This window comes from Bradyrhizobium sp. dw_411 (assembly GCF_018449695.1).
Classification (GTDB): Bacteria; Pseudomonadota; Alphaproteobacteria; order Rhizobiales; family Xanthobacteraceae; genus Bradyrhizobium.
Window position 1 is genome coordinate 116,945 of record NZ_JAAVUY010000007.1, and the last position, 24,359, is coordinate 141,303.

At 61.8% G+C, this 24,359-nt stretch carries 20 protein-coding genes and 1 tRNA gene; 11 read left to right on the plus strand and 10 right to left on the minus strand.

The window, feature by feature from the left end:
• Positions 1 to 48: 48 nt before the first annotated feature.
• From HB676_RS13870 to HB676_RS13885, 4 genes are all read right to left on the minus strand, one after another.
• On the minus strand, positions 49 to 267 hold the full coding sequence (locus HB676_RS13870) for a DUF3126 family protein (protein WP_213738376.1): 219 nt from the start codon (positions 265 to 267) through the stop codon (positions 49 to 51).
• Between the two features lie 122 nt (positions 268 to 389).
• Complete coding sequence (gene cysE / locus HB676_RS13875) at positions 390 to 1,217, minus strand: serine O-acetyltransferase (RefSeq protein ID WP_213738377.1); 828 nt, start codon at positions 1,215 to 1,217, stop codon at positions 390 to 392.
• A 238-nt stretch (positions 1,218 to 1,455) separates the two neighbouring features.
• Complete coding sequence (locus tag HB676_RS13880) at positions 1,456 to 2,208, minus strand: alpha/beta fold hydrolase (protein WP_213738378.1); 753 nt, start codon at positions 2,206 to 2,208, stop codon at positions 1,456 to 1,458.
• Positions 2,209 to 2,271: 63 nt separating this feature from the next.
• Positions 2,272 to 3,402 (minus strand): hypothetical protein, encoded by a 1,131-nt coding sequence (locus HB676_RS13885; protein WP_213738379.1) that lies wholly within the window; start codon positions 3,400 to 3,402, stop codon positions 2,272 to 2,274.
• A 322-nt stretch (positions 3,403 to 3,724) separates the two neighbouring features.
• Here HB676_RS13885 and HB676_RS13890 point away from each other — a divergent pair, with 322 nt between their 5' ends.
• Complete coding sequence (locus HB676_RS13890; protein WP_213738380.1) at positions 3,725 to 3,970, plus strand: zinc-finger domain-containing protein; 246 nt, start codon at positions 3,725 to 3,727, stop codon at positions 3,968 to 3,970.
• 7 nt (positions 3,971 to 3,977) lie between these two features.
• Entirely contained in the window at positions 3,978 to 5,180 is a 1,203-nt protein-coding gene (locus tag HB676_RS13895) for an FAD-dependent monooxygenase (protein ID WP_213738381.1), read from the plus strand.
• Between the two features lie 118 nt (positions 5,181 to 5,298).
• Here the strand turns inward: HB676_RS13895 and HB676_RS13900 are convergent, their stop codons facing one another.
• Positions 5,299 to 5,736 carry a twin-arginine translocation pathway signal gene (locus tag HB676_RS13900; RefSeq protein WP_213738382.1) on the minus strand — a complete coding sequence of 146 codons (438 nt, stop codon included), beginning with the start codon at positions 5,734 to 5,736 and terminating at the stop codon, positions 5,299 to 5,301.
• A gap of 181 nt (positions 5,737 to 5,917) precedes the next feature.
• Between HB676_RS13900 and HB676_RS13905 the strand changes: the two genes are divergently transcribed.
• Both HB676_RS13905 and HB676_RS13910 read left to right on the plus strand, forming a co-directional pair.
• Positions 5,918 to 6,004 (plus strand) — tRNA-Leu (locus tag HB676_RS13905).
• Positions 6,005 to 6,030: 26 nt separating this feature from the next.
• On the plus strand, positions 6,031 to 6,381 hold the full coding sequence (locus HB676_RS13910) for a hypothetical protein (RefSeq protein ID WP_213738383.1): 351 nt from the start codon (positions 6,031 to 6,033) through the stop codon (positions 6,379 to 6,381).
• 121 nt (positions 6,382 to 6,502) lie between these two features.
• Here HB676_RS13910 and HB676_RS13915 read toward each other — a convergent pair whose 3' ends face one another.
• Complete coding sequence (locus tag HB676_RS13915) at positions 6,503 to 7,999, minus strand: porin (RefSeq protein ID WP_213738384.1); 1,497 nt, start codon at positions 7,997 to 7,999, stop codon at positions 6,503 to 6,505.
• A gap of 548 nt (positions 8,000 to 8,547) precedes the next feature.
• On the opposite strand from HB676_RS13915, the gene HB676_RS13920 reads away from it, so the two are divergent.
• Positions 8,548 to 10,947, plus strand: coding sequence for a TonB-dependent receptor (locus HB676_RS13920; RefSeq protein ID WP_213738385.1), 2,400 nt, complete (start codon positions 8,548 to 8,550; stop codon positions 10,945 to 10,947).
• Positions 10,948 to 11,013: 66 nt separating this feature from the next.
• On the opposite strand, the gene HB676_RS13925 is transcribed toward HB676_RS13920, so the two are convergent.
• Positions 11,014 to 12,903, minus strand: a complete 1,890-nt coding sequence (locus tag HB676_RS13925) for a phospholipase D-like domain-containing protein (protein ID WP_213738386.1) — start codon at positions 12,901 to 12,903, stop codon at positions 11,014 to 11,016.
• A 227-nt stretch (positions 12,904 to 13,130) separates the two neighbouring features.
• Here HB676_RS13925 and HB676_RS13930 point away from each other — a divergent pair, with 227 nt between their 5' ends.
• Positions 13,131 to 14,489 (plus strand): (Fe-S)-binding protein, encoded by a 1,359-nt coding sequence (locus HB676_RS13930; RefSeq protein WP_213738387.1) that lies wholly within the window; start codon positions 13,131 to 13,133, stop codon positions 14,487 to 14,489.
• A gap of 73 nt (positions 14,490 to 14,562) precedes the next feature.
• Complete coding sequence (locus HB676_RS13935; protein WP_213738388.1) at positions 14,563 to 14,709, plus strand: hypothetical protein; 147 nt, start codon at positions 14,563 to 14,565, stop codon at positions 14,707 to 14,709.
• 184 nt (positions 14,710 to 14,893) lie between these two features.
• On the opposite strand, the gene HB676_RS13940 is transcribed toward HB676_RS13935, so the two are convergent.
• On the minus strand, positions 14,894 to 16,867 hold the full coding sequence (locus tag HB676_RS13940) for a hypothetical protein (RefSeq protein ID WP_213738389.1): 1,974 nt from the start codon (positions 16,865 to 16,867) through the stop codon (positions 14,894 to 14,896).
• 377 nt (positions 16,868 to 17,244) lie between these two features.
• Here HB676_RS13940 and HB676_RS13945 point away from each other — a divergent pair, with 377 nt between their 5' ends.
• From HB676_RS13945 to HB676_RS13955, 3 genes are read left to right on the plus strand one after another with little or no spacing between them, the layout of a single operon-like run.
• Positions 17,245 to 18,786, plus strand: a complete 1,542-nt coding sequence (locus HB676_RS13945; protein WP_213738390.1) for a M81 family metallopeptidase — start codon at positions 17,245 to 17,247, stop codon at positions 18,784 to 18,786.
• Between the two features lie 5 nt (positions 18,787 to 18,791).
• A complete protein-coding gene (locus HB676_RS13950; RefSeq protein WP_213738391.1) occupies positions 18,792 to 19,964 on the plus strand; it encodes a M20 aminoacylase family protein in 1,173 nt (390 codons plus the stop codon).
• A gap of 16 nt (positions 19,965 to 19,980) precedes the next feature.
• A complete protein-coding gene (locus HB676_RS13955) occupies positions 19,981 to 21,402 on the plus strand; it encodes an amidase (RefSeq protein WP_213738392.1) in 1,422 nt (473 codons plus the stop codon).
• Positions 21,403 to 21,592: 190 nt separating this feature from the next.
• Here the strand turns inward: HB676_RS13955 and HB676_RS13960 are convergent, their stop codons facing one another.
• Complete coding sequence (locus HB676_RS13960) at positions 21,593 to 22,201, minus strand: 2-hydroxychromene-2-carboxylate isomerase (protein ID WP_213738393.1); 609 nt, start codon at positions 22,199 to 22,201, stop codon at positions 21,593 to 21,595.
• Between the two features lie 273 nt (positions 22,202 to 22,474).
• Here HB676_RS13960 and HB676_RS13965 point away from each other — a divergent pair, with 273 nt between their 5' ends.
• Complete coding sequence (locus tag HB676_RS13965) at positions 22,475 to 23,497, plus strand: methionine synthase (protein ID WP_213738394.1); 1,023 nt, start codon at positions 22,475 to 22,477, stop codon at positions 23,495 to 23,497.
• A gap of 100 nt (positions 23,498 to 23,597) precedes the next feature.
• Here HB676_RS13965 and HB676_RS13970 read toward each other — a convergent pair whose 3' ends face one another.
• A complete protein-coding gene (locus tag HB676_RS13970; protein ID WP_213738395.1) occupies positions 23,598 to 24,221 on the minus strand; it encodes a hypothetical protein in 624 nt (207 codons plus the stop codon).
• Positions 24,222 to 24,359: the final 138 nt, after the last annotated feature.

Sequence of the window (24,359 nt, forward strand, 5' to 3'; positions counted from 1 at the left end):
GGATTGCTTCGCTACGCTCGCAATGACGTGGCAAGAGTGGGGCTAATCTCACCCCTGATCGACCAGATCGTCCTCGAGGATCGCCATCTGGAACTGGAACGAGCGGTCGTCGTCTTCATCGTCGACGAACAGCACGCCGATGAATTCCTCACCGATATAGACTTCGGCGGAATCGTCCTTCTTCGGCCGCGGCACCACGCGAATCTTGGGATTGCCGAAAAGGCGCTTGAGATAGGCGTCGAGTTTTCTGACTTCCTGAACGTCCACGGCAGTCTCCAATACGATCTCTGGTTTTCCGGAAGTTTCTAGGACGAGACGGCGCGATCCGCCAGCCATATCCTTGGAAATCGAACAGGCAATTCAGGCAGATTACAACTTGCCCCGGGGAACTAAAGTCCGATCGCGTTGATCATCTGATCCATGGTGCGCGACGGCTCGGCGCAACCGGCCTCGCCGACGATCTTGGCGGGGACGCCGGCCACGGTGACGTTATGCGGCACGGCCTTCACCACCACCGATCCCGCGGCGATGCGGGCGCAATGGCCGATCTCGATATTGCCGAGAATTTTCGCACCCGCGCCGATCAGCACGCCATGGCGAATCTTGGGATGGCGGTCTTCGTTTTCCTTGCCGGTGCCGCCGAGCGTGACGCCGTGCAGGATCGAGACGTCGTCTTCGATCACTGCAGTTTCGCCGCAGACGAATCCGGTGGCGTGGTCGAGGAAGATACCGCGGCCGATCTTGGCTGCCGGATTGATATCGGTCTGGAATACCGCCGACGAGCGGCTCTGCAGGTACCAGGCAAAATCCTTGCGGCCCTTGTGATAGAGCCAATGCGCCAGACGATGAGTCTGCAGCGCATGGAAGCCCTTGAAGTACAGCAAGGGATCGATGAAGCGCGAGGTCGCGGGATCGCGATCGTACACCGCCACGAGATCGGCGCGGAAGGCGTTGCCCAGATCAGGATCGTCGCGCAGCGCTTCGTCATAGGTCTGGCGGATCAAATCGCCCGACAGCGCCGAATGGTCGAGGCGCTCGGCGATGCGATGCACCACCGCGTCTTCAAGCCGTTCGTGATGCAGCACGGTCGAATAGATAAAGGATGCCAGCTCAGGCTCGCGGCGAACGATGTCTTCCGCCTCGCTGCGCACGCGATCCCAGATCGGGTCGAGCGCCGCCAGTTTCGCGCCCTGCGGGTTGATCTGATGCATAGCCATGACTGCTCTCGCCCACTTCTTTTCAGCGGCCATCATCTTAGCACGACGATCCGGCTGATGTCCCACAACACTTACGCAAGGGTGAACGTCGGCCTAAGCTTGGAATGCCCATTAAAACATTGAAATAACAGGAATTCTTCGCTCGCCCCTATAGCCACCCCTGCCCCGAGCGCCTGCCCCCGGCGTTGGTTGAAGGTGGTTGGGAATTCCAGGAATTCAAGCGGCCGGAAAGCAGCAATCAGGGACGGCGGGACAAAAATTCCAGCACGCCCGTCTTGTAGACCTTGTCGCCGACCGCCCGCATGTGGTCGCGGTTGGGAATATCCAGCACCTCGGCGCCGGGAATGACTTTTCCAAGCGCCTGCGCCGAGCCCGCGATCTCGTCAGCGGTGCCGACCGCGATCAGCACCGGCACGTTGATGGCGGCGGCTTCTTCCCGCGTCATCAGCCGCCGCGAGCCGCGCAGGCAGGCCGCCAGCGCGCGGCGATCGGAACGGGTCTGGTCGGCGAAGGCGCGGAAGGTGCGCCCGACGGGATCGGTGACATCCTCAAGCGACGGCGCCTCCAGCGCCTGCGCGACATTCTCGCCGGGGCCGCCGCCCTCGATCAGGCCGATCCCGATGCCGCCCAATATCGCGGAGCGCAGCCGCTGCGGCGCTTGCAGCGCCAGCACCGCCGCCATCCGCGACCCCAGCGAATAGCCCATGACATCGGCGCGCTCGATCTTGAGATGATCCATCAGCGCGCCGATATCGCCGGCCATGGTGGCGATCTCGTAATCGGCGGCGTCGTAGAGCTTGCCGGATTCGCCATGGCCGCGATTGTCGAAAGCGATAACGCGGCGGCCGTTTTTCTTCAGCTCCGACACCCAGGTCGGATAGACCCAGTTCACATTCTTCGACGAGGCAAAGCCATGCACGAGCAGGATCGGATCCCCCTCGCCCTCGTCGAGATAAGCAATTTCAACAGCGCCGTTATGAAAACTCGGCATCGGTCATTCCATTGTTTTGGGGATAAAAATTGAGGCGGAGGGTTGGCGGCAGACCTAGCCGTTTCAGACGGCAGCCGCCACGGCCGGTTGGGCCGCAGCAGCCATCTGTTTTCGTAACCGCCGCGCCTTTTTGTGGTTGAGCCACGATTGGGTCGCGCGTTCAGTGGTGGCCTTGATCGACGACAGCACACCGAACGCGGCCAATATGGCCCAGAACACCCACAGCGACAGATTGAAGGCGCCGGCCGCCAGCAACAGCGCGCCGCGGCCGAGTATTTTCAGGATCGCGCGGGTCTGGCTGCCCTTGGATTCCGCCAGCCGCGCCGCGCGTGCGACATCCGCCGGACCCTCGGCAATCCTCAGCGTATCGAGCGCACCGCGGGCGCCAGCCTTTTCGCCGACGCGTCCGACATCTTTCGCCAGCCGCACCAGCGCGCCAGCCTTTTCGGCATGGAACGCGGCCCGGATCGCACTGACGGTCTGTCCCGGACGCATTACCGAACCGGAGGCGACCGCGTTCTGCAGCATCGGCGTATCGACGAGATCGCGGGCCGAACGCCCGGCCCATTCGGTCAGTCCCTCGCCGAGCCGCCCGACCTTGCGGGCATCCTTGACCAGCGTCAGGCCCGCGCGCACCGGCGCGACGCCGCCAATCGAAACGTAAGTGGCGGCGGTGACCGCCAGACCGGCGGTGGCAAGACCCAGCACGAGTTTGTCGGTGTCCTCGCCCATCGCCAGATGCTTGCTCTCGCGCACCACGTCTCTGATGTCGCCGAACACGAAGAGATCGCCGGCGACGGTCCCGGACAGGCTGCCAACATCATCGGCATTTCCGGTCACAAGCCCGCTGGCAAAGCGCTTGGCAAAATGCGACGACGAGTTTTCCTCTGTGATCGCGTCGCTGACCCGTTGCGACAATTCCTCGGGCAGAGAAATATTCTTTTCCCAGGCGAGATCGACAAAGCTGCCGGCAAGCCCGGCATCGTTGGCCGCGAGCGCGGCCTCGATATTGTCTGAGATCGCCGTCTGGCTATTTCGCAGGGCAGAATCGAGCTGGAGGTCGGACAAGGCTACTGGGTCGTCCTGCGCCGCCAAGATGGCATAGGCGTCGCGGGCATGCGGCCACAGCGCGTGAAGCGCAAACCCGCTTACCGTCATGACAGCCAACGCCCAGGCGATCCGCGACCGATTCATCCAAAAATCCGTTGTATCCCCACACGCCTTCAACCAGGCATCTTCAGAGGCATGCCACCCATCACATGGTGTGCCGCTTTTAAGACACAACGGCCCCGACGAAAGGAGGGCTTCTCTGGGACGACAAGATTGTGTCGAATTTGCATGAGAATGACGCCGCCTGCGTTGTTCCGGGCACTTGCGGGGGCACTTGTCCAAAGGCTCGGAACTTCGGAGTTCCGACACTAGGAATCATCCGCCGCCGCCAGTATGGTCTGTCGCATTCCGGCAATGCGGGTCGTGTTGATTGCGTCCGTCTCTGCCGCTATCCAAGGTGAATTCGATGTCCGATCATGTTGTTCCGCACTTCCACAACGATGCCGGCGTTTCCGTCATCGAGATCGGCTCGCAGGAGTTCATGTGCGTGGGCGCTAACCCGCCCTTCGATCATCCGCATGTGTTCCTCGATCTCGGCAATGACAATGAGATCATCTGTCCCTATTGCTCGACGCTCTACCGCTATGCCGCCGACCTCAAGGCCGGCGAAGCACGCCCGCCCGAATGCGTGCTGAAAGACAAGGTCGCCTGATCGGCCGGTGGCGGTTTCGCGCACCATCATCGTCGCGGGTGCCGGTATCGGGGGATTGACCGCTTCGCTTGCGCTGGCGCGGCAGGGTTTTCGCGTCGTCGTGCTGGAAAAGGCCGAGCGGCTTGAAGAAGCCGGCGCCGGCCTGCAGCTCTCGCCCAATGCGAGCCGTGTGCTGATCGGGCTTGGCCTGCAACCACGGCTGGCGCCCCGCGCCATCACCCCGGATTCGATCAGCATCATCAGCGCGCGAAGCGGCGGCGAAATCGCCCGCCTGCCACTCGGCGATGCGGCGACGTCAAAGGCCGGCGCACCCTATTGGGTGGTGCACCGCGCCGACCTGCAGGCCGCGCTGCAGGCCGAGGTCAACGACCATCCTGACATCGAATTGCGGCTCGGCTGCCAGTTCGAGGATGTCGGCACCCATGCCAAGGGACTGACCGTGATCCAGCGCAGCGGCAATACGCGCCAGCAGGAAGTGGCGCTGGCGCTGATCGGCGCCGACGGCATCTGGTCGGCGGTCCGGCATCATTTGTTTCCGGATGTGCAGCCGCGCTTCTCCGGATTGATCGCCTGGCGCGGCACGCTCGATGCGACGCAATTGCCGCGCGAATATACCTCCCGCCGGGTTCAGCTCTGGATGGGATCGAACGCGCATCTGGTCGCCTATCCGATCGCCGGCGCGCGCCAGATCAATGTCGTCGCGATCGTATCGGGCACCTGGAACAGGCCGGGCTGGAGCGCCCCCGGCGAGGCCAATGAAATCAAGAACGCGTTCGCCGCCGCGCGGTGGCCCGCCGGCGCGCGGATGATGATCGGCGCGGTCGACGAGTGGCGCAAATGGGCGCTGTTCACGGTCCCCGAGGGCGGCGAATGGACCGACGGCGCGATCGCTCTGTTGGGAGACGCCGCCCACGCGATGCTGCCGTTCGCCGCCCAGGGCGCGGGCATGGCGATCGAGGACGCCGCGGTACTCGCCGAATGCCTTGGCGCAACCCGGAACGAAGGCGACCCGAGCATGACAAACGCGATGAAAATCTATGCGCGCGTGCGCCGCTCGCGCATCAGCCGCGTCCAGCGCACGGCGCGGCAGAACGGACGCATCTATCATCTCACCGGTCCCATGGCTTTCGCGCGCGACCTCGCGATCAAAGCGATGGGCCCGCAGCGCATGCTGGCGCGACAGGCCTGGATTTACGACTGGCGAATGTGAGATGTAATTCTAGAGCCTTATCGGTTCTGATTGAATCAGAACCGGGCTCTAATCTTTTGTTTGGACGCGTTTTCTTCACGCGAACCAGTATCCACTTCGCTCGAAAACGCTCCAAGCGTCAATAGGCCGTGCTGCCGGACCGCGAACGCGCCGGTTTGTCCTTTGCAGGTGGTGCGACTGCGGCCGTTGGCGTGGTCGCCGCCGGTGGCGTCTCACGGCATTTGTTGCGCCGCCAGGCTTCCTCGACGAGTTTTGATTGCGCCCGCGCGGTGATGTAGTCGTTGCGATAGGCGAGTTCGCCGACCACCGATCCCGCGGCGCCGGTTTCCGCCTTCGCCATCAAGCCCTGCAATTCCGCCGCCTTGTTGGAGATGGTCTTGCGCTCGGTCTCCAACTGCTTGCAGTCGTAATAATCATATTTGGCGGGATCGGCGAACGCCGACAACGCCGTGTCGCTCATGTCAGCACAGCCGGCAAGCCCCGCGCCCAGCGCAAGCATCGTCATGGCGGCGACGGCGCGCCGCGGCAGGCGCGAACGGGAAAGCAAAGAGATCATGGGCCCCTGATAAACCGACTATGTTGAGATTGCCTAAAGCAGGCACAGGTGTCCGCATTGAGGCTTTGCCTTGTCGCCCGCGCTCGCTTATGGAGGGGGCGCGTTGTCCGGCCCGGCCTAATTCCACCGGGGCTGGAAAACGTGCCAAAAGATAGGCTAAGTATCTGATCTGGCGACCAAAGCGGACGTGGCGGAACTGGTAGACGCAAGGGACTTAAAATCCCTCGATGGCAACGTCGTGTGGGTTCGAGTCCCACCGCCCGCACCAAACCCGGCAAGCGCAGTGAGGTCAGTATGCCCGACGAGAACGATGATCTTTTCGGTGAGGACGGGGATGACGCGGTTGAGGATTTCAACCGGCTCACGGATCTCCTGTTCAAACGCGTTTCGGCATTCGCCGACGAGGAGGACGTTGCCGACGACCTCCTTCCACTGCTGCTGCTGCGGCTTTCGGCGACCACGCGCATGATGGCCTATGCGATGTCGGTGGCCAAACCCTCCAGCGGCGGACTGAAGCTCGACCTCGATCGGTTTCGCCGCGACGCCGACGAACTCATTCGCGAGATGAAAAAGGACGCCGATGGCTTCATCGCGCGCGCCAAGGAGGCTATCGCGGCAGAGGAACTGGATGAAAATGACGATTGAAAGTGCACTCGTAATTATGTCGCCGTAATTACAAGGAGTGCCCCTGTCCGGCAATTCCTCTGCAAAGCAAAAACCCACCGGCGTGAACCAGCGGGTTTGATCGCATGACGCAGCCGATCGTTTATATCTTGATGCGGAAGCCCGTCATCGCTGAAGTCGTGTCGACGCTGGTGCCGGTGCCGGCGAAGCCAAACTTGGCGCCCGGCGTCCCGGGGAAGCTCGACGCAAGGCCATTCGTGACCTTGCCATAGGTGATGCCGGCATAGAGATCGAGGTGTTTGGTGACGATGTAGTCCGTCATGAACGATACCTGATCGAAGGTGCCGGCGCAGTCGGTCTTGCTGGCGCCGCCCGCCGTACAGGGCGCGCTGTCAGCCGAATACGAGTTCTGGTTCACGTGATAATAGGCGCCCGTGAAACTCAAACCCCACGCCAACTCATACTTGGCTCCGACCCAGTAGAAATCCAGAACTTTGCTCGTCGTGAAGGCGTTGTTGTCGGGCAGCGTCCCGGTAACGGAGAGAATATACCCGCCGGCCGAATCTCCCGACAGCACCGGGCTGTTCGGATTGGCCTGACTGATATTGGTATAACCGGCGAACAGCGTCAGTTTGTCGGGGGTCGTTTCGGCCTTCGCCGCTTTGGTGGGATATGCACCGGCCACCGAACCGCTGCCCAAGGCGAAGGTATATTTGGCCATGACGGACCAGGCCGTGTTGTCCGAGATATTGGCGGCGAGCGTTGTACTGCCCGCGATATCGTTGACGGCCGTTTGCAGGTTCACGGCGCCATGTTCCTTTGTGTACACGGCGTCCAAGGCAAAACCTCCGTAAGTTCCGCCGACATTGAAGCCATAGCTGTTGCCGAAAATGCCGGTATCCGCGCCGCCCGTGCCATACATCACAGCAGCGTGGACCGGGCCGTATTGGTAGACATACTTGGCCGAATTATCCCAGCGCGCGGCTTGCGTGCTGCCCCCGCCGCCGTTGGTACCGGAATATCCGAGAAGCGAGAACGCATAGGATAGCGCCATCGGATCGTAGATCGCGATGTTGTCGAGTTGAAGAGATTGCTGACGGCCGATCGTCAGCGTGCCGTATAAGGGATTGCTCAGGCCGCCATAGGCCGGTCCGTTGAAAGCCTGACCGCAGCGGCCGCTGTCCGCGTTCGAGTTTTGCGCAGTGTAGGTCAGACCGGCGTTTTGAATGAAGGAGGCGCAACCGTTGGCGAGTTCGCCCCGGAGCGGATCGAAACCCGTTTCCAATCTGCCGACGATATTCCAGCCCATGCCGATGGGTGTGTCGACCCTCACGCCGATATTCGATTGCTGCAGGCCGTTTGCCGCGATCGTCGAGATCCTCTGTCCCGTGTAGTTCCTGGTTGTCGTGAAGGGAATGAATTCCAGCGTCGATACCACAGCGCCGGTCGGGCGGCCGTTGGTTTGATAGGCGTAACCGACGTCGAGCGTGCCGTACAATGTGATGCCGTGCCAGGTCAGACTGTCTGGAAGCGGATCATAAAAAGGAACCGCCGGCTGAGCCTTCAGGTCCATATCCGCGGCGTGGGCGGTGGCTATCAGGCCGACCATGCCGAGGGCCACTACGAGCATCTTCTTCATTCAGTTTCCCCAATCGAAATTATCGCGAACAGGCGTCAGACCTCCGTTTTCCGCTGTATGCGGACGGATAGAACGCCTCGCGCGAACCGCCCCAAAACGACGCTGAAACGCGCCGATATCCTAGGGACTCCGCTGGATCGGGTTTTTATTCCCTGGAAGCGATTTTCCGCTGCTTTGCGCGTCAAAGACGCAAGGCTCATCGGAAAGACCGAATTGTATCGATTGCTCCCAGACGCACGTCCGTTTTTAAGTTGTGCATTCTGATGCAGCGAGATCTCGTTGTGAGGAAAGCGCGGCTTCGCTTCCTCATGACTTTGCAGTGATCTGAAAACCAATCACGCAACGCAACGATCCAAAACGCTTGGCCACAACCTGCCGCGTGCGAATCGATCTCCAAACGATCTCGCTGCGTTTTAGAAGCCTTCAAAGCTCACGCGCATATAATTTGCGGAATAGCCCTGCCCTGGCGTTGTTCTCCCTCTCGTAGAGGGTGCGACAGAACATCGCAGTTTCTCATTGTTCTAATTCTAAACTACCAGGGGCGTCAGTTGAACAACGAGCATCACGCGGGCAACCGCCATCAAAAACAAGAGAATAACAGGCTTCAAGAAAAGAACCCTGGATCAAGCAGCAGACGATCTCGCCACCGCTATGCCGGCTTCTTCGGCGTCACCCTGCTCGCTCTGGTGCCCGCGTCGGGACAGGCGCAGGAAAAGCCGAACACGCTGCCGCCGGTGAATGTCGAGGCGCCGAAAAATCGCGCCGCGACCAGGCCGCAGCCGACATCAGCCACGCGAACGACGGGCGCCAAGCGCCGGGCGTCACGCTCGACCAAGCCGCCGAAGCCGGTGGTCCAGACCGTCGACGACGGCAACGGCCCGAACAACAACAATTCCGGCCCGCCGCTGCAGCAGGCGCCGTCGCTCGGCAAGACCGGCACCAAGCTCGCCGATCTGCCCGCCAGCGTTCAGATCATTCCGCGCGAAGTCGTCACCGAGCAAGGCGGCACCTTGCTGCGCGATGCGATCAACAACGCCAGCGGCATCAATTCGGGCGGACAGGACTCGCTGGGTTATTTCGACCACTTCCTGATCCGCGGCCTCAACGCGCAGGTCTATACCGATGGTTTTTCGGACGGCGACCAGCTCGGCGGTCTCGTGCATTCGCTCAATGGCGTGCGGCGCGTGGAAATCCTGGAAGGGCCCGGCTCGGCGTTGTTCGGCAGCGGCCCGCCCGGCGGCACCATCAACATTGTGCATTACGACCCCTCCCCGGTCTTCCATTGGGGCACCAGCACGCAGTTCGGATCGTTCGGCACCGTGACCAACAACAATTATGTCACCGGCCCGACCACGATCCCGGGGCTGAACTACCGCATCGACACGACGTTCGGCGGCGGAGAGGGCTTTCGCGATCTCACCAGCCAGGACTATGAAGTCCGGCCGGCCTTCTCCTGGCACACCGGAGAACACACCTTCAATTTCGCGCTCGACGCGCGGCACATCGAGCAGACGCCGGATTCCTACGGCCTGATCTATATGAACGGCTCGCCGATCACGGGCGTTTCGAACACCGCGAAATATTCGACGCCGTTTTCATTTGCAAAGCAGGACGACATCCGGCCCACCTTCACCGACCAATGGGACATCACCAACTTCCTGACCATCAACAACCGCTTCTCCTTCACGCACCGTGAAATCGACGCGATGCGCAACAATGACAGCATGAGCGCGACCGGCACGCACATCGCTGTTGTCAACGGGCTCGATGCTCTTCTGGGGCGGCAACTCCGCTTCCAGAACGATTCAGATTCCTTCTTCGATTATCAGTTCGAGCCGGTCTGGAAATTCTACACCGGCGGCATCCATCACACGCTCTTGACCGGCTTCGAGTATCAGCACCAGGTGATGGACACCAACCGTGTCACGGCTGATCTTCCGAACATCAACAATATCTTTGCGCCGGTAGCCACAGAGAACATCAACACCCTCGCGTTCCAGTGCGACGCCAAGCATTCCTGCGACAACAATCATCTCGTCGCAAATTACTATGGACTCTATGCCACCGACCAGATCGACGTCACCGACAAGTGGAAGGTGCGTCTCGGAGTCCGTCAGGATTGGTTCGACAATGAGCTGGATCCGCTGATCACGGTGCCGGGTCAATTCGCGCTGACCGGCGTTCCGATTCTCGCCGGTGTCCCGGAAACCCGCAGCGACAAGCCGCTGAGCTGGAACGTCGGCACGCTTTACCAACTCACGCCCTGGCTGGCGCCCTATATCGGCGCCTCCCAGAGTTACATGACCAACTTCAATTCCGAAAACACGACCAATGGCATCGGCAAACCGGAATCGGCACGGCAATATGAAGGCGGCCTGCGCTTCAGCTTCCTCAACGAAAAAATCGTCCTGACCACCGCCGTCTTCAACGTGTCGCGCGACAACGTCGCCACGCTGGTCAGCGGCGTGCTCCCCAATGGCCAGGAACTGATCGATTTCGACAGCCAGATCACCAATGGCGTCGAGGCTTCGTTCCAGGCCAAGGTCACCGATCAGTGGACGATTCTGGCCAACGCAACCCATCAGGAAGCCGTCGTCACCTCCGCGCCGCAGGCACTGACGACCATCGGCAATCATCCGCAGGGCGTGCCGGCCAACATGGCCAACATCTGGAGCACCTACAAATTCGCGATCGGCGGCGTGCAGGGATTCCAGGTCGGGCTCGGCGCCAATTATCGCGACAAGACCTACAGCGATACGACCAACGTCAACGCGGTGCCCTCTTATGTGATCGGCAACGCGATGATCGGCTGGGAGAACGCCAATTGGGGTTTTGCGCTCAACGTCAAAAACTTCACCAACCAGACCTACTTCGTCGCCGCGAACGGCGCCGGCGGGTTCGTCGGCGAAGGGTTGGGCGCCTACCTGACGGTTCGCTACCGGCAATAGAGCCGATCGGCACATCGCGCGAACACGACAGCGATAATCGCGACGGATACTTCCGTCGCGGTTATTTTAACGTTTGGACTTTTTCGCCGTCGATTTTTTTGGCGCTTTCTTTGATTTCTTTGCTTGGGATTTCTTCGCCGTTGATTTCTGCGTCTTGGTTTTTTTCGCCTTGGCCTTTTTTGCCGTGGATTTCTTCGCGGCTTTTACCGGCGCGGCCTTTTTCGCCGCTCGCGCGGGTGATGGTTTCTTGACGGCCTTCGGCGTGGTCGCAAAGCTCTGCGGCGGGATCGGCTCATTCATCCAGAAATCCAGTTCCTGCGCGCGCGAGCCGCCCGGCTTCCATCCATCGAGCGGCTTGTAGATCTGGTCGGCGTCACCGCCGCTGCCGAGGAAAGCGCGCCAGGAATAGTGGTCGTAGACGCCGTTGATGTGCAGCGCATAGGCCTGCGCCAGCTTTGTGTTGCCGCGGATAATGACCAAATTCTCGTCGTTCTTTTCCGACGCGGAAACCGAGAAATTGTGCGAGCCGGTGACGACGGCACACTGATCGGAAAACGGATCGATCACGATCGCCTTCGAATGCACGATCGCAATCATGCTAGCGTTGTGCATTTCCTGGACGTTGAACTCGGTATCCGCCCAGGATGGATGGTCCTGCGCGGTGACGCCGCTCGGAAGCCGCACATTGTCGTGGAAGGACTGCGCCGGCGCGCCCGATTTGACGACCTGGCCGCCCACCGCGACGATGTCGCCGTTCTTCGACGGCATCATCGTCGAGACCACGCCGCGAACGTAGATGTCGTTTTGCCTGGAGCGGTCGAGCAGCGCGCCGAGCAAAGGCGACTGTCCCGGCATGAACATCAGGAACAGCGCCCCCTCCCTGGCGCCGGCGATCAAGTCGAGAACCGGCTTGAATTCGGCTTCGTTATTGGTCGCGGCGAAGTAGAGCGAGATATTGTTATCGTTCGTCGGGATCGAATTGGACGCCTTCAGGCTGGCCGGCATGTCGTCGCCGGCGGCCACCAGCTTGCCCCACTGATCGAAATAGCGGCCGGCGATAACAGTATCTTCAACGATCAGCACGTTGTTCATTTGCGTACAAAGGCCGGTCGTCGTCCAGTTCGTGCTGCCCGTCAGCACCCGGCTGGCGTTTTTGCCGGCCGCGTCGCTCTCGACCACGAATTTGTTGTGCACGCTCGGCGAGGATTGGCCGTGATGCGATAGATCACGATGCTTCACGTCGAGCCCGGCCGCGACGAGCGCCGGCGCTACCGTCGCCTTGGTCGCGCTGCCGTTACCCAGGATAATATGACCGCGGCTGCCGAACGGTTTGAGCGCGTCGATCAGTTCCTGGTCGTTCATTTCATAGATGGCAGCATGTATGGTGCTGCCGCGCCGATCCGCGTCGCGCAGGAATTGGAGGATTTCGTGCAACGCGTCGCCCGCCAGATAAAGCCGGGCCGGGAATCCCGGTGTCGCCAGTTGGGTCAGGAACTTCCGCAACGATGCATCGCTGACATCGCCGTTGACGAAGCGGCTGACGATCTGGGACATCAGCGTCCCCCGGTTGAAATAGGCCGCCAATCCGCCTCCGGCATCGCCTGAAGCGACCAGCGGCGCTGTCCATGCCGACGCCGATGTCGCGTCCGTTGCAAAGGGACCGCCCGCCGCACCGGTCATCGCGGTAACGCGATACGACACGCTGTCGGTTGCCGCCACGCTGTGATCGGTCCAGATGCAACGGCGGATCGGCGACTGCGCCGACGAGATGCCGGTCGGCTGAACCGGCCCCTCGCCGGCTTTCGGCGGGATACGATTCACCAACAACGTGATTTGCTGATTGGTGTCGTTACGCCGTTCGATCTGAAAGCCGACCCAGCCGGCCGGCCATTGATCCGGCTGCCAGGCAATCAACACATCGTCGGCATTGGCATAAGCCTTTACAACTATCGTCATGATGCCTCCCTGCGCGCTCGACTTGAACATACTCTTTTGTCGGCCGGATGAATTGCAGTGACGTGCCGCGCCATATTTACACAACTGAAAGATGTCTGTCATCCCGCATACCGAAGATGCGCCAAATAGCGGCGCTTTCCATTTACGCTTTGACGGGTTGTGAGCTAGGCTCTGTGTCTCAAATTCGGTCACCCCGGAATTCGGCGGCACCGGCGGGAGAACGCAAGATGCAGACGGTCAATCTCTCTTTTGAAGAAGCGCTGGATGAGCGCGTCGGCGACATGCTCGACGCCTGCACGCGCTGCGGCAAATGCGTTGAGGCCTGTCCCAGCGTGAAACCCGCGGGGATCGCCGATGTGAAGTCCGAGGATGTCATCAGCGGCATCCTCGATATCGTGCGTACCGGCCAGGGCCCGGAGGCATCGCGCATATGGGCCGCCTCCTGCATGCTCAGCGGCGAATGCATTCAGGCCTGCGACGAGAACGTCAATCCGCGCTTTCTGCTGGCGATGGCGCGCGTCGCGATGGCCAAGGCCAAAAACGCATTACCCGAGCGGCGGCGCAATGGCGTAGAGAAATATCGCGAGCTCAGCCGGGACGTCGCCGTCCTCTCGCAACTGCAGCTCGATGACGAGGTGCTGGAGCGGCTCGGGCAGAAATCGGCTTCGGTCACGACATCGACCGAGACGCCGGATTTTGTGTTCTATACCGGCTGCAACGTGCTCAAGACGCCCCATATCGCGCTGCTCGCGCTCGATATCATGGACAGGATCGGCATCAGCTATCAGGTGATGGGCGGCCCGAGCCATTGCTGCGGCATCATGCAATTGCGCCCGGGTGACGTCGAGATGTCCGGCCGCATGGGCGCCAACAGCATCGATAAACTGTCGCAATCGAAATCCGGTCAGGTGATTTCGTGGTGCCCAAGCTGCTATGTCCAGTTCACCGAAACGACGCTGCCGACGCTGGAGCGTCAGCAGAAATCGCGCCCGTTCGAGATGACGCCGTTCATGCGCTTTCTCGATGGCCGGCTCGGCGACTTGAAGCCGCATCTGCGCAAGCCGATCAATCTGAAGGTCGCGCTGCATCGGCATCCCGGCCTTTCCGGCGCCGTGCAGGCCGCCCTCGACATCCTGCAGGCCATCCCCGGCGTTGAACTGATCGACCTGCAACAGCCGGCGGTCGGCTTGCAGAGCACCAGCCTCAGCGTTCTGCCGGCGTACAAACGCGAATTGCAGCTCAACGAGCTGCAGGCCGCGAGCGACGCCGGTATCGACGCGCTGGTGACGGTCTATCATTCCGAACATCGTGAACTATGCGCGCATGAGGGCGGCTGGCCGTTCCGGATCGTCAACCTCCTCGAACTGGTCGGCGAAAGCATGGGGCTGCAGCAGCAGGATCGCTACAAGGAACTCAAGATCATGCAGGATGCCGACCTGATCCTATCGGAGTGCGGCGACCTAATCGCGCGCCATGGACTAGACGCCGGCAAGGCGCGCGACGTCGTGATCAAGGGCATGCTCGGCGACCAGCCGCTGCCGCTAAAGCCGGTTCCGCGCCCGGCGGAACTGGCGCCAAATCCATAAACGTCCGGGTTTTAATGCTCGGGAACCACCTCGCCCCGAAAATGTTGTCCTGCAGCAATTGGAGCATGACGACATGGCCAGCGAAAATCACGGCGATCCGCGCGCGGTAAAACGGCTCGAAACCATCAAGGATTTGCGCGCGATCACCAAGCCCTCGCCGCCAAGCAACCCGCCGATTCTGAATAACGGGCTGGAACTGCCGCGCAGCAGCCATTGCTGATTGCGCTCGCATTACGACTTCATCCTTCGAGACGCCGCTTCGCGGCTCCTCAGGATGAGGTCCTGGAGGATGCCCCTCAGGAGAAGGTTCGAGAACCCTCATGGTGAGGAGCGCGTCTTCGCGCGTCTCGAACCATGAAGGCCACAGGCCGAACAGCGGCAATACAAGCCAACCAATCAAAGCCCTAACTATGCGTCGGCCAGTGCCGCTCGCGGAACCAGATGCGGTAGTCCGACGACATCTTGGCGCGCTGCGCCTGCGGCGCGCGGCGTTTGCAGGTCGAGGCTTCCTGGCTGTTTTCCGGCGCGCTCCAGCGCAGTTCCGCGCAGTCGTTCGGATTGTAGGCCATCTCGAACTCCCCGGCCCGATCCAGCACGTCCTTGAGCGACAGCGTCCATGGCGAACCATCGCTGCGGGTATAAGTTATCTTGCGCGAGGCCAGTTCCGATATCAGCACGCCCTGCAACTCGCTTTTGACGCTCTCAAGGCTCTTGCCGGCCGGCACCGCGAAGCGCGCCGCCCGTCGCACAACGCGGTCGGGGAATCCCCTGACAACATCGATCGCGATCAAGAGACGGAAATCGCGCGCCGGCGTGGAGTAATCCTCCCAGGCGCCTGTGGTCTCGAAAATCGACGCGCCGTTCGGCATCGCGATCTCGCCGGGCTTCTTTTCCTGATACTTTCTTCCGTTCTCGATCGAGGTGACTCGCGTCTTGACCTGCTCCTCGAGGCTCGCGATCGCGTCCGTCATCGCTTTGACGGGATCGAGTGGATCGGGCGACATCACGTCGTCCATGCGATCGTAAAACTCCTCGGCGCTTATCTGCGACTGCTCGAGCGAAAAATCGCCGTAACCCGGATACTTGGCGATCTCGGCATTGGTCAGCCGCCGCAGCGCGCCGTCCTTACGTACGATCGGCCGGAAGCGCTTGAAGCCGGGTCCGCCGAGTGCCGGATCGTGGACGAACAGGAAATTGCCGCGCCAGAAGCGCTTGCGCGTGATCGAGCCATCCGGCTCGGCATCGACCGCAAGGAATACGCCGGGCTTGCCATCCACTTCCGCCACGCGATGCACCAGCATCAGCACATGGCCGTAGGGGTCGGCATAGACCGTGCCCGGGCGCAACGCCTGTTGCGTCAGCGGAACCGTATAGAAATCGGTGTTGTCGTCATTGCCCGATACGCGCACTGCGCCGGTATGCACGACATCGCCGACCTCGCGCAGATATTCGCTGACATTGGTCGGGCGCCTCGGCTTCGGTTTCGGCGCGGGCGCTGCGGCCTCCGGCGGCGGCGCCGGCGTATCCGTCGATGAACCGCCAAACAATCCCAGCAGCTTCGGTGTTGGCGCGGGCGCCGGTGCGGCGGCGGGAGCCGCAGCGGCTTCCTGCTGTTCGGGCGGCGCCGCCGGACGCGTGACCTCGGGATGTTCGACGTCGAACCACTGGTAGCATTTCGGCGGTTTGCCCCCGAAGCCGCGCGAGCAATTCGAATAGCCGAACGGCAGCCCCATCTTGTAGGCGAAATAGGCGCGCAGGAAATAGACGAAATCGGCGCAATCGGGGCGAAGGCCCTGCTGCGCGTTGTCTTCGCCGCGGCCGAGATAATTGAACAGGAAATTGCGCGATTGATCGCGCAGCACTTCGTGCCACACTTTCCAGGACAGGCTCTGGTCAACAGGCGCATCGAACAGTTTCTCGACCCACGCCGAGAACAGCGCTTCCGTCGTGGCGTTCCAGGTGTTGCGCACCTTCCAGAAACTTCCCGGCGGCGTCGCCACCGGTTCGGGCTTGCTCGCAGCCACCGTGATGTCGCGCGTGATCGTGCCGCATTCGGCGGTCTGCTCGGGCACCAGCGTCGCATGCCAGGCGCCCGCAGCCGGCTGATTGACCTCGGCGAACCAGAAATAAGGCGGCCCGCCGTGTCGTTCGGGCGATTTGGCCGCAACGCTGCCGTCCGGCGCGATCAGCGACAGCACGCCCTGAATCGGCTTTTCGATCACCACCATGACCCGCAGCGGCGCGCCCTTCCACGGCGACACCGGCGACGGCAGCACCGAAAGCTCGGGATCCCCGCAGGCGCCTTGCGCCGACGCGCTTACGCCCGAGAAAAGCAGCAACAAAGCTGTCGCCGTAGCAACCCGGCTTGCGAGAAGCATGTTTTAGCAACCTTCCTGAGGAGACCCGGAACCGCACACGACCCGCCAGCGGGGCCGTATCGCAGGATAGCTGAATTAACAGGCATCCGTCAGCACAATTGAATGCGATTTTGCGACGCACGCGGAGGCCGTGAGTCCCGACAAATCCGCAGGGAGACCATACCCGCGCCCTGCTTGACGCTGCGCCCGTACAAGGATGGGATTCCTGCCTCTTCCTCATCCTGAGGAGCGGTGTCTTCGCCGCGTCTCGAAGGATGAGAGCCCCGGCCCTCTCATGGTTCGAGACGGCGCAAGCGCGCCTCCTCACCATGAGGACCACTCGTATCGCTTCTAAAACACGCCTACCGTCGCCCGCGAACGCTGATCGAGAGAATTGAATGACCCGTATCGCCGTTGGCGGCTTCCTGCACGAGACCAACACCTTCGCACCGACGAAGGCGACTTATGCCGATTTCGTGCATGGCGGCGGCTGGCCGGCGATGGTGCAAGGACCTGAGGTGCTCAAGACCATCCGCAACATCAATGTCGGATTGGCGGGCTTTATCGCGGAAGCTGACGTCAACGGCTGGCAACTGGTGCCGAGCATCTTCGCCGCGGCCAGTCCCTCGGCCCATGTCACCGAGGACGCGTATGAACGCATCGTCAAAGTAATGATCGACGGCATCAAGAACGCCGGACCAATCGACGCGGTCTATCTCGATCTGCATGGCGCAATGGTCACTGGACATCTCGACGACGGCGAAGGCGAAGTTTTGAGGCGCGTGCGCGAGGTTATCGGCAAAGATATGCCGCTCGTCGTCAGCCTCGATCTCCATGCCAATGTCACTTCTGCAATGATCGAGCATGCCGACGCGCTGATCGCCTATCGCACCTATCCGCATATCGACATGGCCGACACCGGCCGGGCAACAGCGCAGCATCTCGCGCTGATGTTGCGCACCAAACAGCGCTTCGCCAAGGCGTTCCGGCAATTGCCGTTCCTGATTCCGCTGAGCTGGCAATGCACCGAAGACCAGCCGACCAAAGGCATCTACCAAAAGCTCGCGGCGCTGGCGAACGAGGCCGTCCCGACGCTGTCCTACGCTCCGGGCTTTCCCGCCGCGGACTTTCCCGACTGCGGGCCGAGCGTGTTCGCCTATGGCAAGACCCAGGCGGACGCGGACAAGGCCGCGGATGCCATCACCGCGATCATTGCCGGCCATGAAGACGATTTCGACGGCCGGATCTATTCACCGGACGAAGGCGTGCGATACGCGATGGAGCTGGCGGCAAACGCGCGCAAGCCGATCGTGATCGCCGACACCCAGGATAATCCCGGCGCCGGCGGCGATTCCGACACCACCGGCATGTTGCGTGCGCTGGTCCGCAACAAGGCCACCAAAGCTGCGATCGGCGCGATCTACGATCCCGCTTCGGCCAAGGCGGCGCATACTGCAGGTGTCGGCGCCACGGTCACGCTTGAGCTCGGCGGCAAGTCGGGCATCCCGGGCGATGCGCCCTACAAGGAAACTTTCATCGTCGAGAAACTGTCCGACGGTCAATTCGTCGCGACGGGCCCCTATTATGGCGGCCGTGACATGGACATGGGGCCGTCGGCCTGCCTGCGGATCGGCGATATCAGCGTGGTCGTGGCTTCGCACAAGGCGCAGCTCGCCGACCAGGCGATGTATCGCTATGTCGGCATCGAGCCGACGGAGCAATCCATTCTGGTCAACAAGAGCTCGGTGCATTTCCGCGCCGACTTTGGGCCTATCGCCGAAAGACTGATCATCTGCGCCGCGCCCGGCGCGATGCCGGCCGACTCCTCCGCGTTGCCATGGACGCGATTGCGTCCGGGTATTCGCACCAAGCCAAATGGTCCGGCCTTTGTTGCCACAACCAAATCACACTCGCCTGCTCCTTCTCCAGCCATCGGATAACAGACATGCCCAATATCGACCGTATCGACGAATTTGCCGACGAACTCACCGCGATCCGCCGGGACTTGCACGCCCATCCCGAGATCGGCTTTGAGGAAGTCCGCACCTCCGGCATCGTCGCCGACAAGCTCACGCAATGGGGCATTGAAGTTCATCGCGGGCTTGGCGTCACCGGCGTGGTCGGCGTGCTCAAGGGCAAAGGCAATGGCGGCAAGCGCATCGGGCTGCGTGCCGATATGGATGCGCTGCCGATGGAAGAGAACACCAATCTGACATGGCGCTCGACCATTCCCGGCCGCTTCCATGGCTGCGGCCATGACGGTCATACCACCATGCTGCTCGGCACCGCGCGTTACCTCGCCGAGACCCGCAATTTCGACGGCACCGTGCACTTCATCTTTCAGCCGGCCGAGGAAGGCCTTGGCGGCGCCCGCGCGATGATCAAGGACGGCCTGTTCCAGAAATTTCCCTGCGACGAGATCTACGGACTGCATAACTCGACCGAGATGAATCATGGCGAGATCGCGATCCTGCCCGGCCCCGCGATGGCCGGCGCCGATTTCTTCGACATCACCATCCACGGTTACGGCGCGCATGCCGCGAGGCCGGATCGCTCCAAGGATACGGTCGTGATCGCGATGGCGCTCGGCCAGGCGCTGCAGACCATCGTCAGCCGCAACGTCGATCCGCTGCAATCGGCGGTGCTGTCGATCACGCAGATTCACGCCGGTTCGGCCTATAATGTTATCCCCGGTGAGGCGAAACTGGCCGGCACGGTCCGCGCGTTTTCCGATGAGGTCCGCGCGCTGATCCGCGAGCGAATGCGCGCGATCTGCGCCGGAATTGCCGGCGCCTTCGGTGTCGAGATCACCGCCGATATCCGCGACACGTTCAGCGTGCTGGTGAGCCAGCAGGAACATTCCGATGTGGTCGCCGAAGTCGCCCGCACGGTGGTCGATCCCGCCAAGGTCTTCACCCTGCCGAAACCGAAGATGGGCAGCGAGGATTTCTCCGACATGCTGCAGGCCACGCCCGGCGCCTATTTCTGGGTCGGCCATGACGGTACGGTGCCGATTCATAATCCCGGCTACATACTCGACGACAAGATCCTGCCCATTGGCGCCAGCGTATTCGCGCGCATCATTGAAACCCGTTTACCGGTGGCCGCCCAAGGATAATTTCAAGGACAAGTTCATGGATAAATCATCATCGCAGGACAGCGTCTCCGCGCTGCACGATCTCAGCGCCGTCGATCTCGTCGCGGGCTTTCGCGCCCGGCAGTTCTCGCCCTCCGAAGTTCTGGAGGATGTGCTGGCGCATATCGCGGTGTGGGAACCACATATCAAGGCGCTGTACGCGTTCGACCCGGATGGCGCGCGCTTGACCGCCAAGGCTTCGACCGAGCGCTGGCACAAGGACGAGCCGATGGGCCCGCTCGACGGCGTTCCCGTCACCATCAAGGACAACATCGCCACCAAAGGCACGCCGGTGCCGCTCGGTGCCGCGACCACCGATCTCGTGCCGGCCCCCGCGGATTCACCGCCGGCCGCGCGCTTGCGCGAAGCGGGCGCGGTGATCTTCTCCAAGACCACGATGCCGGATTACGGCATGCTGTCGTCGGGCCTCTCCAGCTTCCATCCCCTCACCCGTAATCCCTGGGATCTCAGCAAGAACCCCGGCGGCTCCAGCGCCGGCGCGGCGGCGGCGGGGGCAGCGGGCTATGGTCCGCTGCATCTGGGCACTGATATCGGCGGCTCGGTACGGCTGCCGGCCTGCTGGTGCGGCTTGGTGGCGTTGAAACCAAGTCTGGGGCGCGTTCCGATCGATCCGCCCTATGTCGGCCGCGTCGCCGGACCGATGACCCGCACCGTCGACGACGCCGCGCTGATGATGAGCGTGTTGTCGCGCCCCGATCGCCGCGACGGCATGAGCCTGCCGCCCGACAGCATCAACTGGAAGGCGCTGGAAAAGTCCCCTCGCAAACTGCGCCTCGGCCTGATGCTCGATCTCGGCGTCGGTCAGCCGCTGGAGAAAGACGTGCGCAACGTCGCGGTGAGAGCCGCCAAAGCCTTCGAGTCTGCCGGCGCGGTGGTGACGGAAATCGATGGCGTGCTGACCCGCGAAATGCTCGACGGCCTCGACCATTTCTGGCGCGTGCGGCTGTGGGACGATCTGTCGAAGCTGTCGCCTGACAAGCGCGCCAAGGCGCTGCCCTATATCGTCAACTGGGCGGAGGCCGGCGCGAAGCTTTCCGGCGTCGAGGCGATCCGGGGTTTTAACGCCACGCTGGCGATCCGCGCTGCGGCCGGAAAGCTGTTCGGCGAGATCGATTACGTGATCTCGCCGGTCTCGCCGGTGGTGAATTTCCCTGCCGAATTCGCCTCGCCGCTGAACGATCCCGACCGGCCATTTGAACACATTGCCTATACCGTGCCGTGGAACATGGCGGAAAATCCGGCTGTAACGATTAACGGCGGCTATGACGGCAAGGGTTTTCCGATCGGCGTCCAGATCGTCGGCCGCCGCTTCGACGACATCGGCGTGCTCGGCATGGCCAAGGCGTTCGAGAGTTTGCGCGGTGCGCAAAGGCCCTGGCCAGTGGCGCCGGGGAAGTAATTTCCGCCGTCATTCCGGGGCGCCTTAAAAAATAGCGAGCAGCGTAGGGTGGGCAAAGCCAACGGGTCGCGCGAATGCGCGCCCGATGACAGGCTCCGCGTGCCCACCACAGTGCATCCGACGTAGATGGTGGGCACGGCGCAAGCGCGCCTTTGCCTACCTTACGGACTGCATTACAATGATCCCGGCATCAGGCCGCGCTCGCTCTGCGCCGTTGCAGCGCTTCGCGGATCAGCGGCAGCCGGTCATTGCCGAAATACATGTCGGTCTTGTCGAGGAAGATCGTCGGCGATCCGAACCCGCCGCGCGCTATCACTTCGTCGGTGTTGGCCTTGAGCTGGTCCTTGATGGACTGGCTGTTAATCGCGGCAAAGAACTGCGTGGGATCGATGCCGATACCCTCGCAAATGTCCGTCAGCACCTCGTCCTTTGAAATGTCCTCATCGTCGCCCCAATAGGCTTCGAAGACCGCGCGTGCGAACGGCAGCATCTCCGGGCCGAGATAGATGCAGCCGCGCATCGCTTTCACGCTGTTCACGGGAAACACCGTCGGCGGCATCTTGATCGCGAGACCCGCCGAGCGCGCCCAGTCGGCAAGGTCCTTTTTCATGTAGCGCGCCTTCAGCGGCACGGGTGTTTCCCGAGAGGCATAGACGCTGGGATTGACCGAATTGAAGATGCCGCCAACCAAAATCGGCCGCCATGAAATCTCGGCGCCGAATTCCCTGGCCAGCGGCTCGATGTTGTGGAACGCCAGATAAGTCCACGGACTGGAACAGTCGAAGAAGAATTCGATCATGGCGTTTCCCCTGTTGTTTTAACTTTTACCACGGTCCTCATCATGAGGAGCGCGCTCTCGCGCGCGTCTCGAAGGATGGGCAGCGGAGCGAACTCATGGTTCGAGACGGCGCAAGTGCGCCTCCTCACCATGAGGGATAGAATTATTCCAGTATCGCACCAATCCTACCCCCTGCTTTCGTTGCCTTCCACCCCGCCTAAATGCCGTATACGACACATCCGGAACGTGGCAGATAGACCGCCAAACAACTGGAAAACCGAGGATACGCGCAAGATGCTGTTTCCAACCACGATCGCCGGCTCGCTGCCGAAGCCGGAATGGCTGGCCGAGCCCAATACGCTGTGGGCGCCCTGGAAATCCAAAGGCGACGAGCTGGCGCGCGCCAAGCGCGACGCCACCATGCTGGCGATAAAACTTCAGGAAGATGCCGGCGTCGATATCGTCACCGAGGGCGAACAGGCCCGCCAGCATTTCGTCCATGGCTTTCTGGAAAAGGTCGAGGGCATCGATTTCGCCCACAAGGTCGAGATGGGAATCCGCAACGACCGCTACAAGGCGATGGTGCCGCAGGTGGTGGCGCCGCTCAAACTGAAGGGCCGCGTTCATGCCGACGAGGCCCGCGTCGCGCGCGGCCACACCACGCACAAGCTGAAATTCACCCTGCCCGGCCCGATGACCATCATCGACACCATCGCCGATCAATATTACGGCGACCGCGTCAAGATGGCGTTCGCTTTTGCCGAACTGCTCAACGAGGAAGCGCGAGCCTTGCAGGCCGACGGTGTCGACGTGATCCAGTTCGACGAACCCGCCTTCAACGTCTACATGGACGAAGTCTCTGACTGGGGCATCAAGGCGCTGGAGCGCGCCGCGCAGGGACTGACCTGCACCACCGCCGTGCACATCTGTTACGGCTATGGCATCAAGGCCAACACCGACTGGAAGGAAACGCTGGGCAACGAGTGGCGCCAGTATGAAGATATCTTTCCGGCAATCGCCAAGAGCCCGATCCAGCAAGTCGCGATCGAATGCCGCAATTCGCGGGTGCCATTGGAACTGCTGGGTCTATTGACCGGCAAGATCGTGCAGGCCGGCGTGATCGACGTCGCCAGCGACACCGTCGAGACCGCCGAGGATGTCGTCAAGGTGATCGAAGCCGTCTCGAAATTCGTGCCCAAGAGCAACATCGTCGCGACCACCAATTGCGGCATGGCCCCGATGCGCCGCGATATCGCGGAGGCGAAGCTGATGGCGCTGGGGGCTGGTGCGAAGCTGGCGCGGCAGAAGTTGGGGTGAGGATCTACATTCGTCATTCCGGGGCACTTGCGTAAGCAAGTGAGCCCGGAATCTCGAGATTCCGGGTCTGGTCCTTCGGACCATCCCGGAATGACGGCATCTAATCTTTAATCGACCGAGCGCTCGGATGCAGCGCCGGTCTGTAACCAGCCACGAACGCCCTCACCGTCGACGGCGGTGTCAACAGCATCGCATCCCTGATCTCGCTCAGCGCCTTGCGATAACCAGCCGGCGACCACGTTAGCGCCCGGCCGCCGACGATCAGAAAACTCTCCGCCCCCGCCTGCAGCATCGCGCCATCGGGCAATTGCTCCCATCGCACCGGCAGCGGATGCAGCCGCTTTTCGCGGCCATCAAGCCGCTCATGATGCAGCACCGGATCGATATCGCGCGCCAGCACCTTCGTGGTGCCATTGCCCGCATCCCACGCCGCGCAAAACCGGTTGGCGTCGTCACGGCGGCAGAAGAAGCATGGGCGGTGCCCGGCCGCGAACGCGGTGGCTTCATCGAGGAAAAACAATTCGGTCCAGCTTCGCCCGCCCATCACCTCGCGCCGCCGGCCGCGAAATTCGCACACACAGGTGAGCCAGGCCTTGCCGGCCCAGCGCCGTGTCAGGGTTTTGGTGACGGGATCGTGGATGATGCCGCGATTGCCGGTGAATAATCCACGATGTGGCGTTGCGATGATGTCGCCTGACGGCGTGACGCGGTTTTGCAGGGGCATTCGGAGCCCCGTTGTTAAGAGGTAGTCGTCATTGCGAGCGAAGCGAAGCAATCCATTTGCACAGCGCAAAGAAAGAATGGATTGCTTCGTCGCTTCGCTCCTCGCAATGACGAAGAAGTCACTGTGCATCGCCCCGGA

Excerpts from the sequence above, each read along its gene's own strand:
- HB676_RS13945 (WP_213738390.1), top strand. The coding sequence starts at position 17,245 with ATGACCCGTATCGCCGTTGGCGGCTTCCTGCACGAGACCAACACCTTC.
- HB676_RS13955 (WP_213738392.1), top strand. The coding sequence starts at position 19,981 with ATGGATAAATCATCATCGCAGGACAGCGTCTCCGCGCTGCACGATCTC.
- HB676_RS13890 (WP_213738380.1), top strand. The coding sequence starts at position 3,725 with ATGTCCGATCATGTTGTTCCGCACTTCCACAACGATGCCGGCGTTTCC.
- HB676_RS13970 (WP_213738395.1), bottom strand. The coding sequence starts at position 24,221 with ATGCCCCTGCAAAACCGCGTCACGCCGTCAGGCGACATCATCGCAACG.
- HB676_RS13930 (WP_213738387.1), top strand. The coding sequence starts at position 13,131 with ATGCAGACGGTCAATCTCTCTTTTGAAGAAGCGCTGGATGAGCGCGTC.
- cysE (WP_213738377.1), bottom strand. The coding sequence starts at position 1,217 with ATGGCTATGCATCAGATCAACCCGCAGGGCGCGAAACTGGCGGCGCTC.
- HB676_RS13940 (WP_213738389.1), bottom strand. The coding sequence starts at position 16,867 with ATGCTTCTCGCAAGCCGGGTTGCTACGGCGACAGCTTTGTTGCTGCTT.
- HB676_RS13935 (WP_213738388.1), top strand. The coding sequence starts at position 14,563 with ATGGCCAGCGAAAATCACGGCGATCCGCGCGCGGTAAAACGGCTCGAA.
- HB676_RS13885 (WP_213738379.1), bottom strand. The coding sequence starts at position 3,402 with ATGAATCGGTCGCGGATCGCCTGGGCGTTGGCTGTCATGACGGTAAGC.
- HB676_RS13950 (WP_213738391.1), top strand. The coding sequence starts at position 18,792 with ATGCCCAATATCGACCGTATCGACGAATTTGCCGACGAACTCACCGCG.
- HB676_RS13915 (WP_213738384.1), bottom strand. The coding sequence starts at position 7,999 with ATGAAGAAGATGCTCGTAGTGGCCCTCGGCATGGTCGGCCTGATAGCC.
- HB676_RS13960 (WP_213738393.1), bottom strand. The coding sequence starts at position 22,201 with ATGATCGAATTCTTCTTCGACTGTTCCAGTCCGTGGACTTATCTGGCG.
- HB676_RS13965 (WP_213738394.1), top strand. The coding sequence starts at position 22,475 with ATGCTGTTTCCAACCACGATCGCCGGCTCGCTGCCGAAGCCGGAATGG.
- HB676_RS13925 (WP_213738386.1), bottom strand. The coding sequence starts at position 12,903 with ATGACGATAGTTGTAAAGGCTTATGCCAATGCCGACGATGTGTTGATT.
- HB676_RS13900 (WP_213738382.1), bottom strand. The coding sequence starts at position 5,736 with ATGATCTCTTTGCTTTCCCGTTCGCGCCTGCCGCGGCGCGCCGTCGCC.
- HB676_RS13880 (WP_213738378.1), bottom strand. The coding sequence starts at position 2,208 with ATGCCGAGTTTTCATAACGGCGCTGTTGAAATTGCTTATCTCGACGAG.
- HB676_RS13910 (WP_213738383.1), top strand. The coding sequence starts at position 6,031 with ATGCCCGACGAGAACGATGATCTTTTCGGTGAGGACGGGGATGACGCG.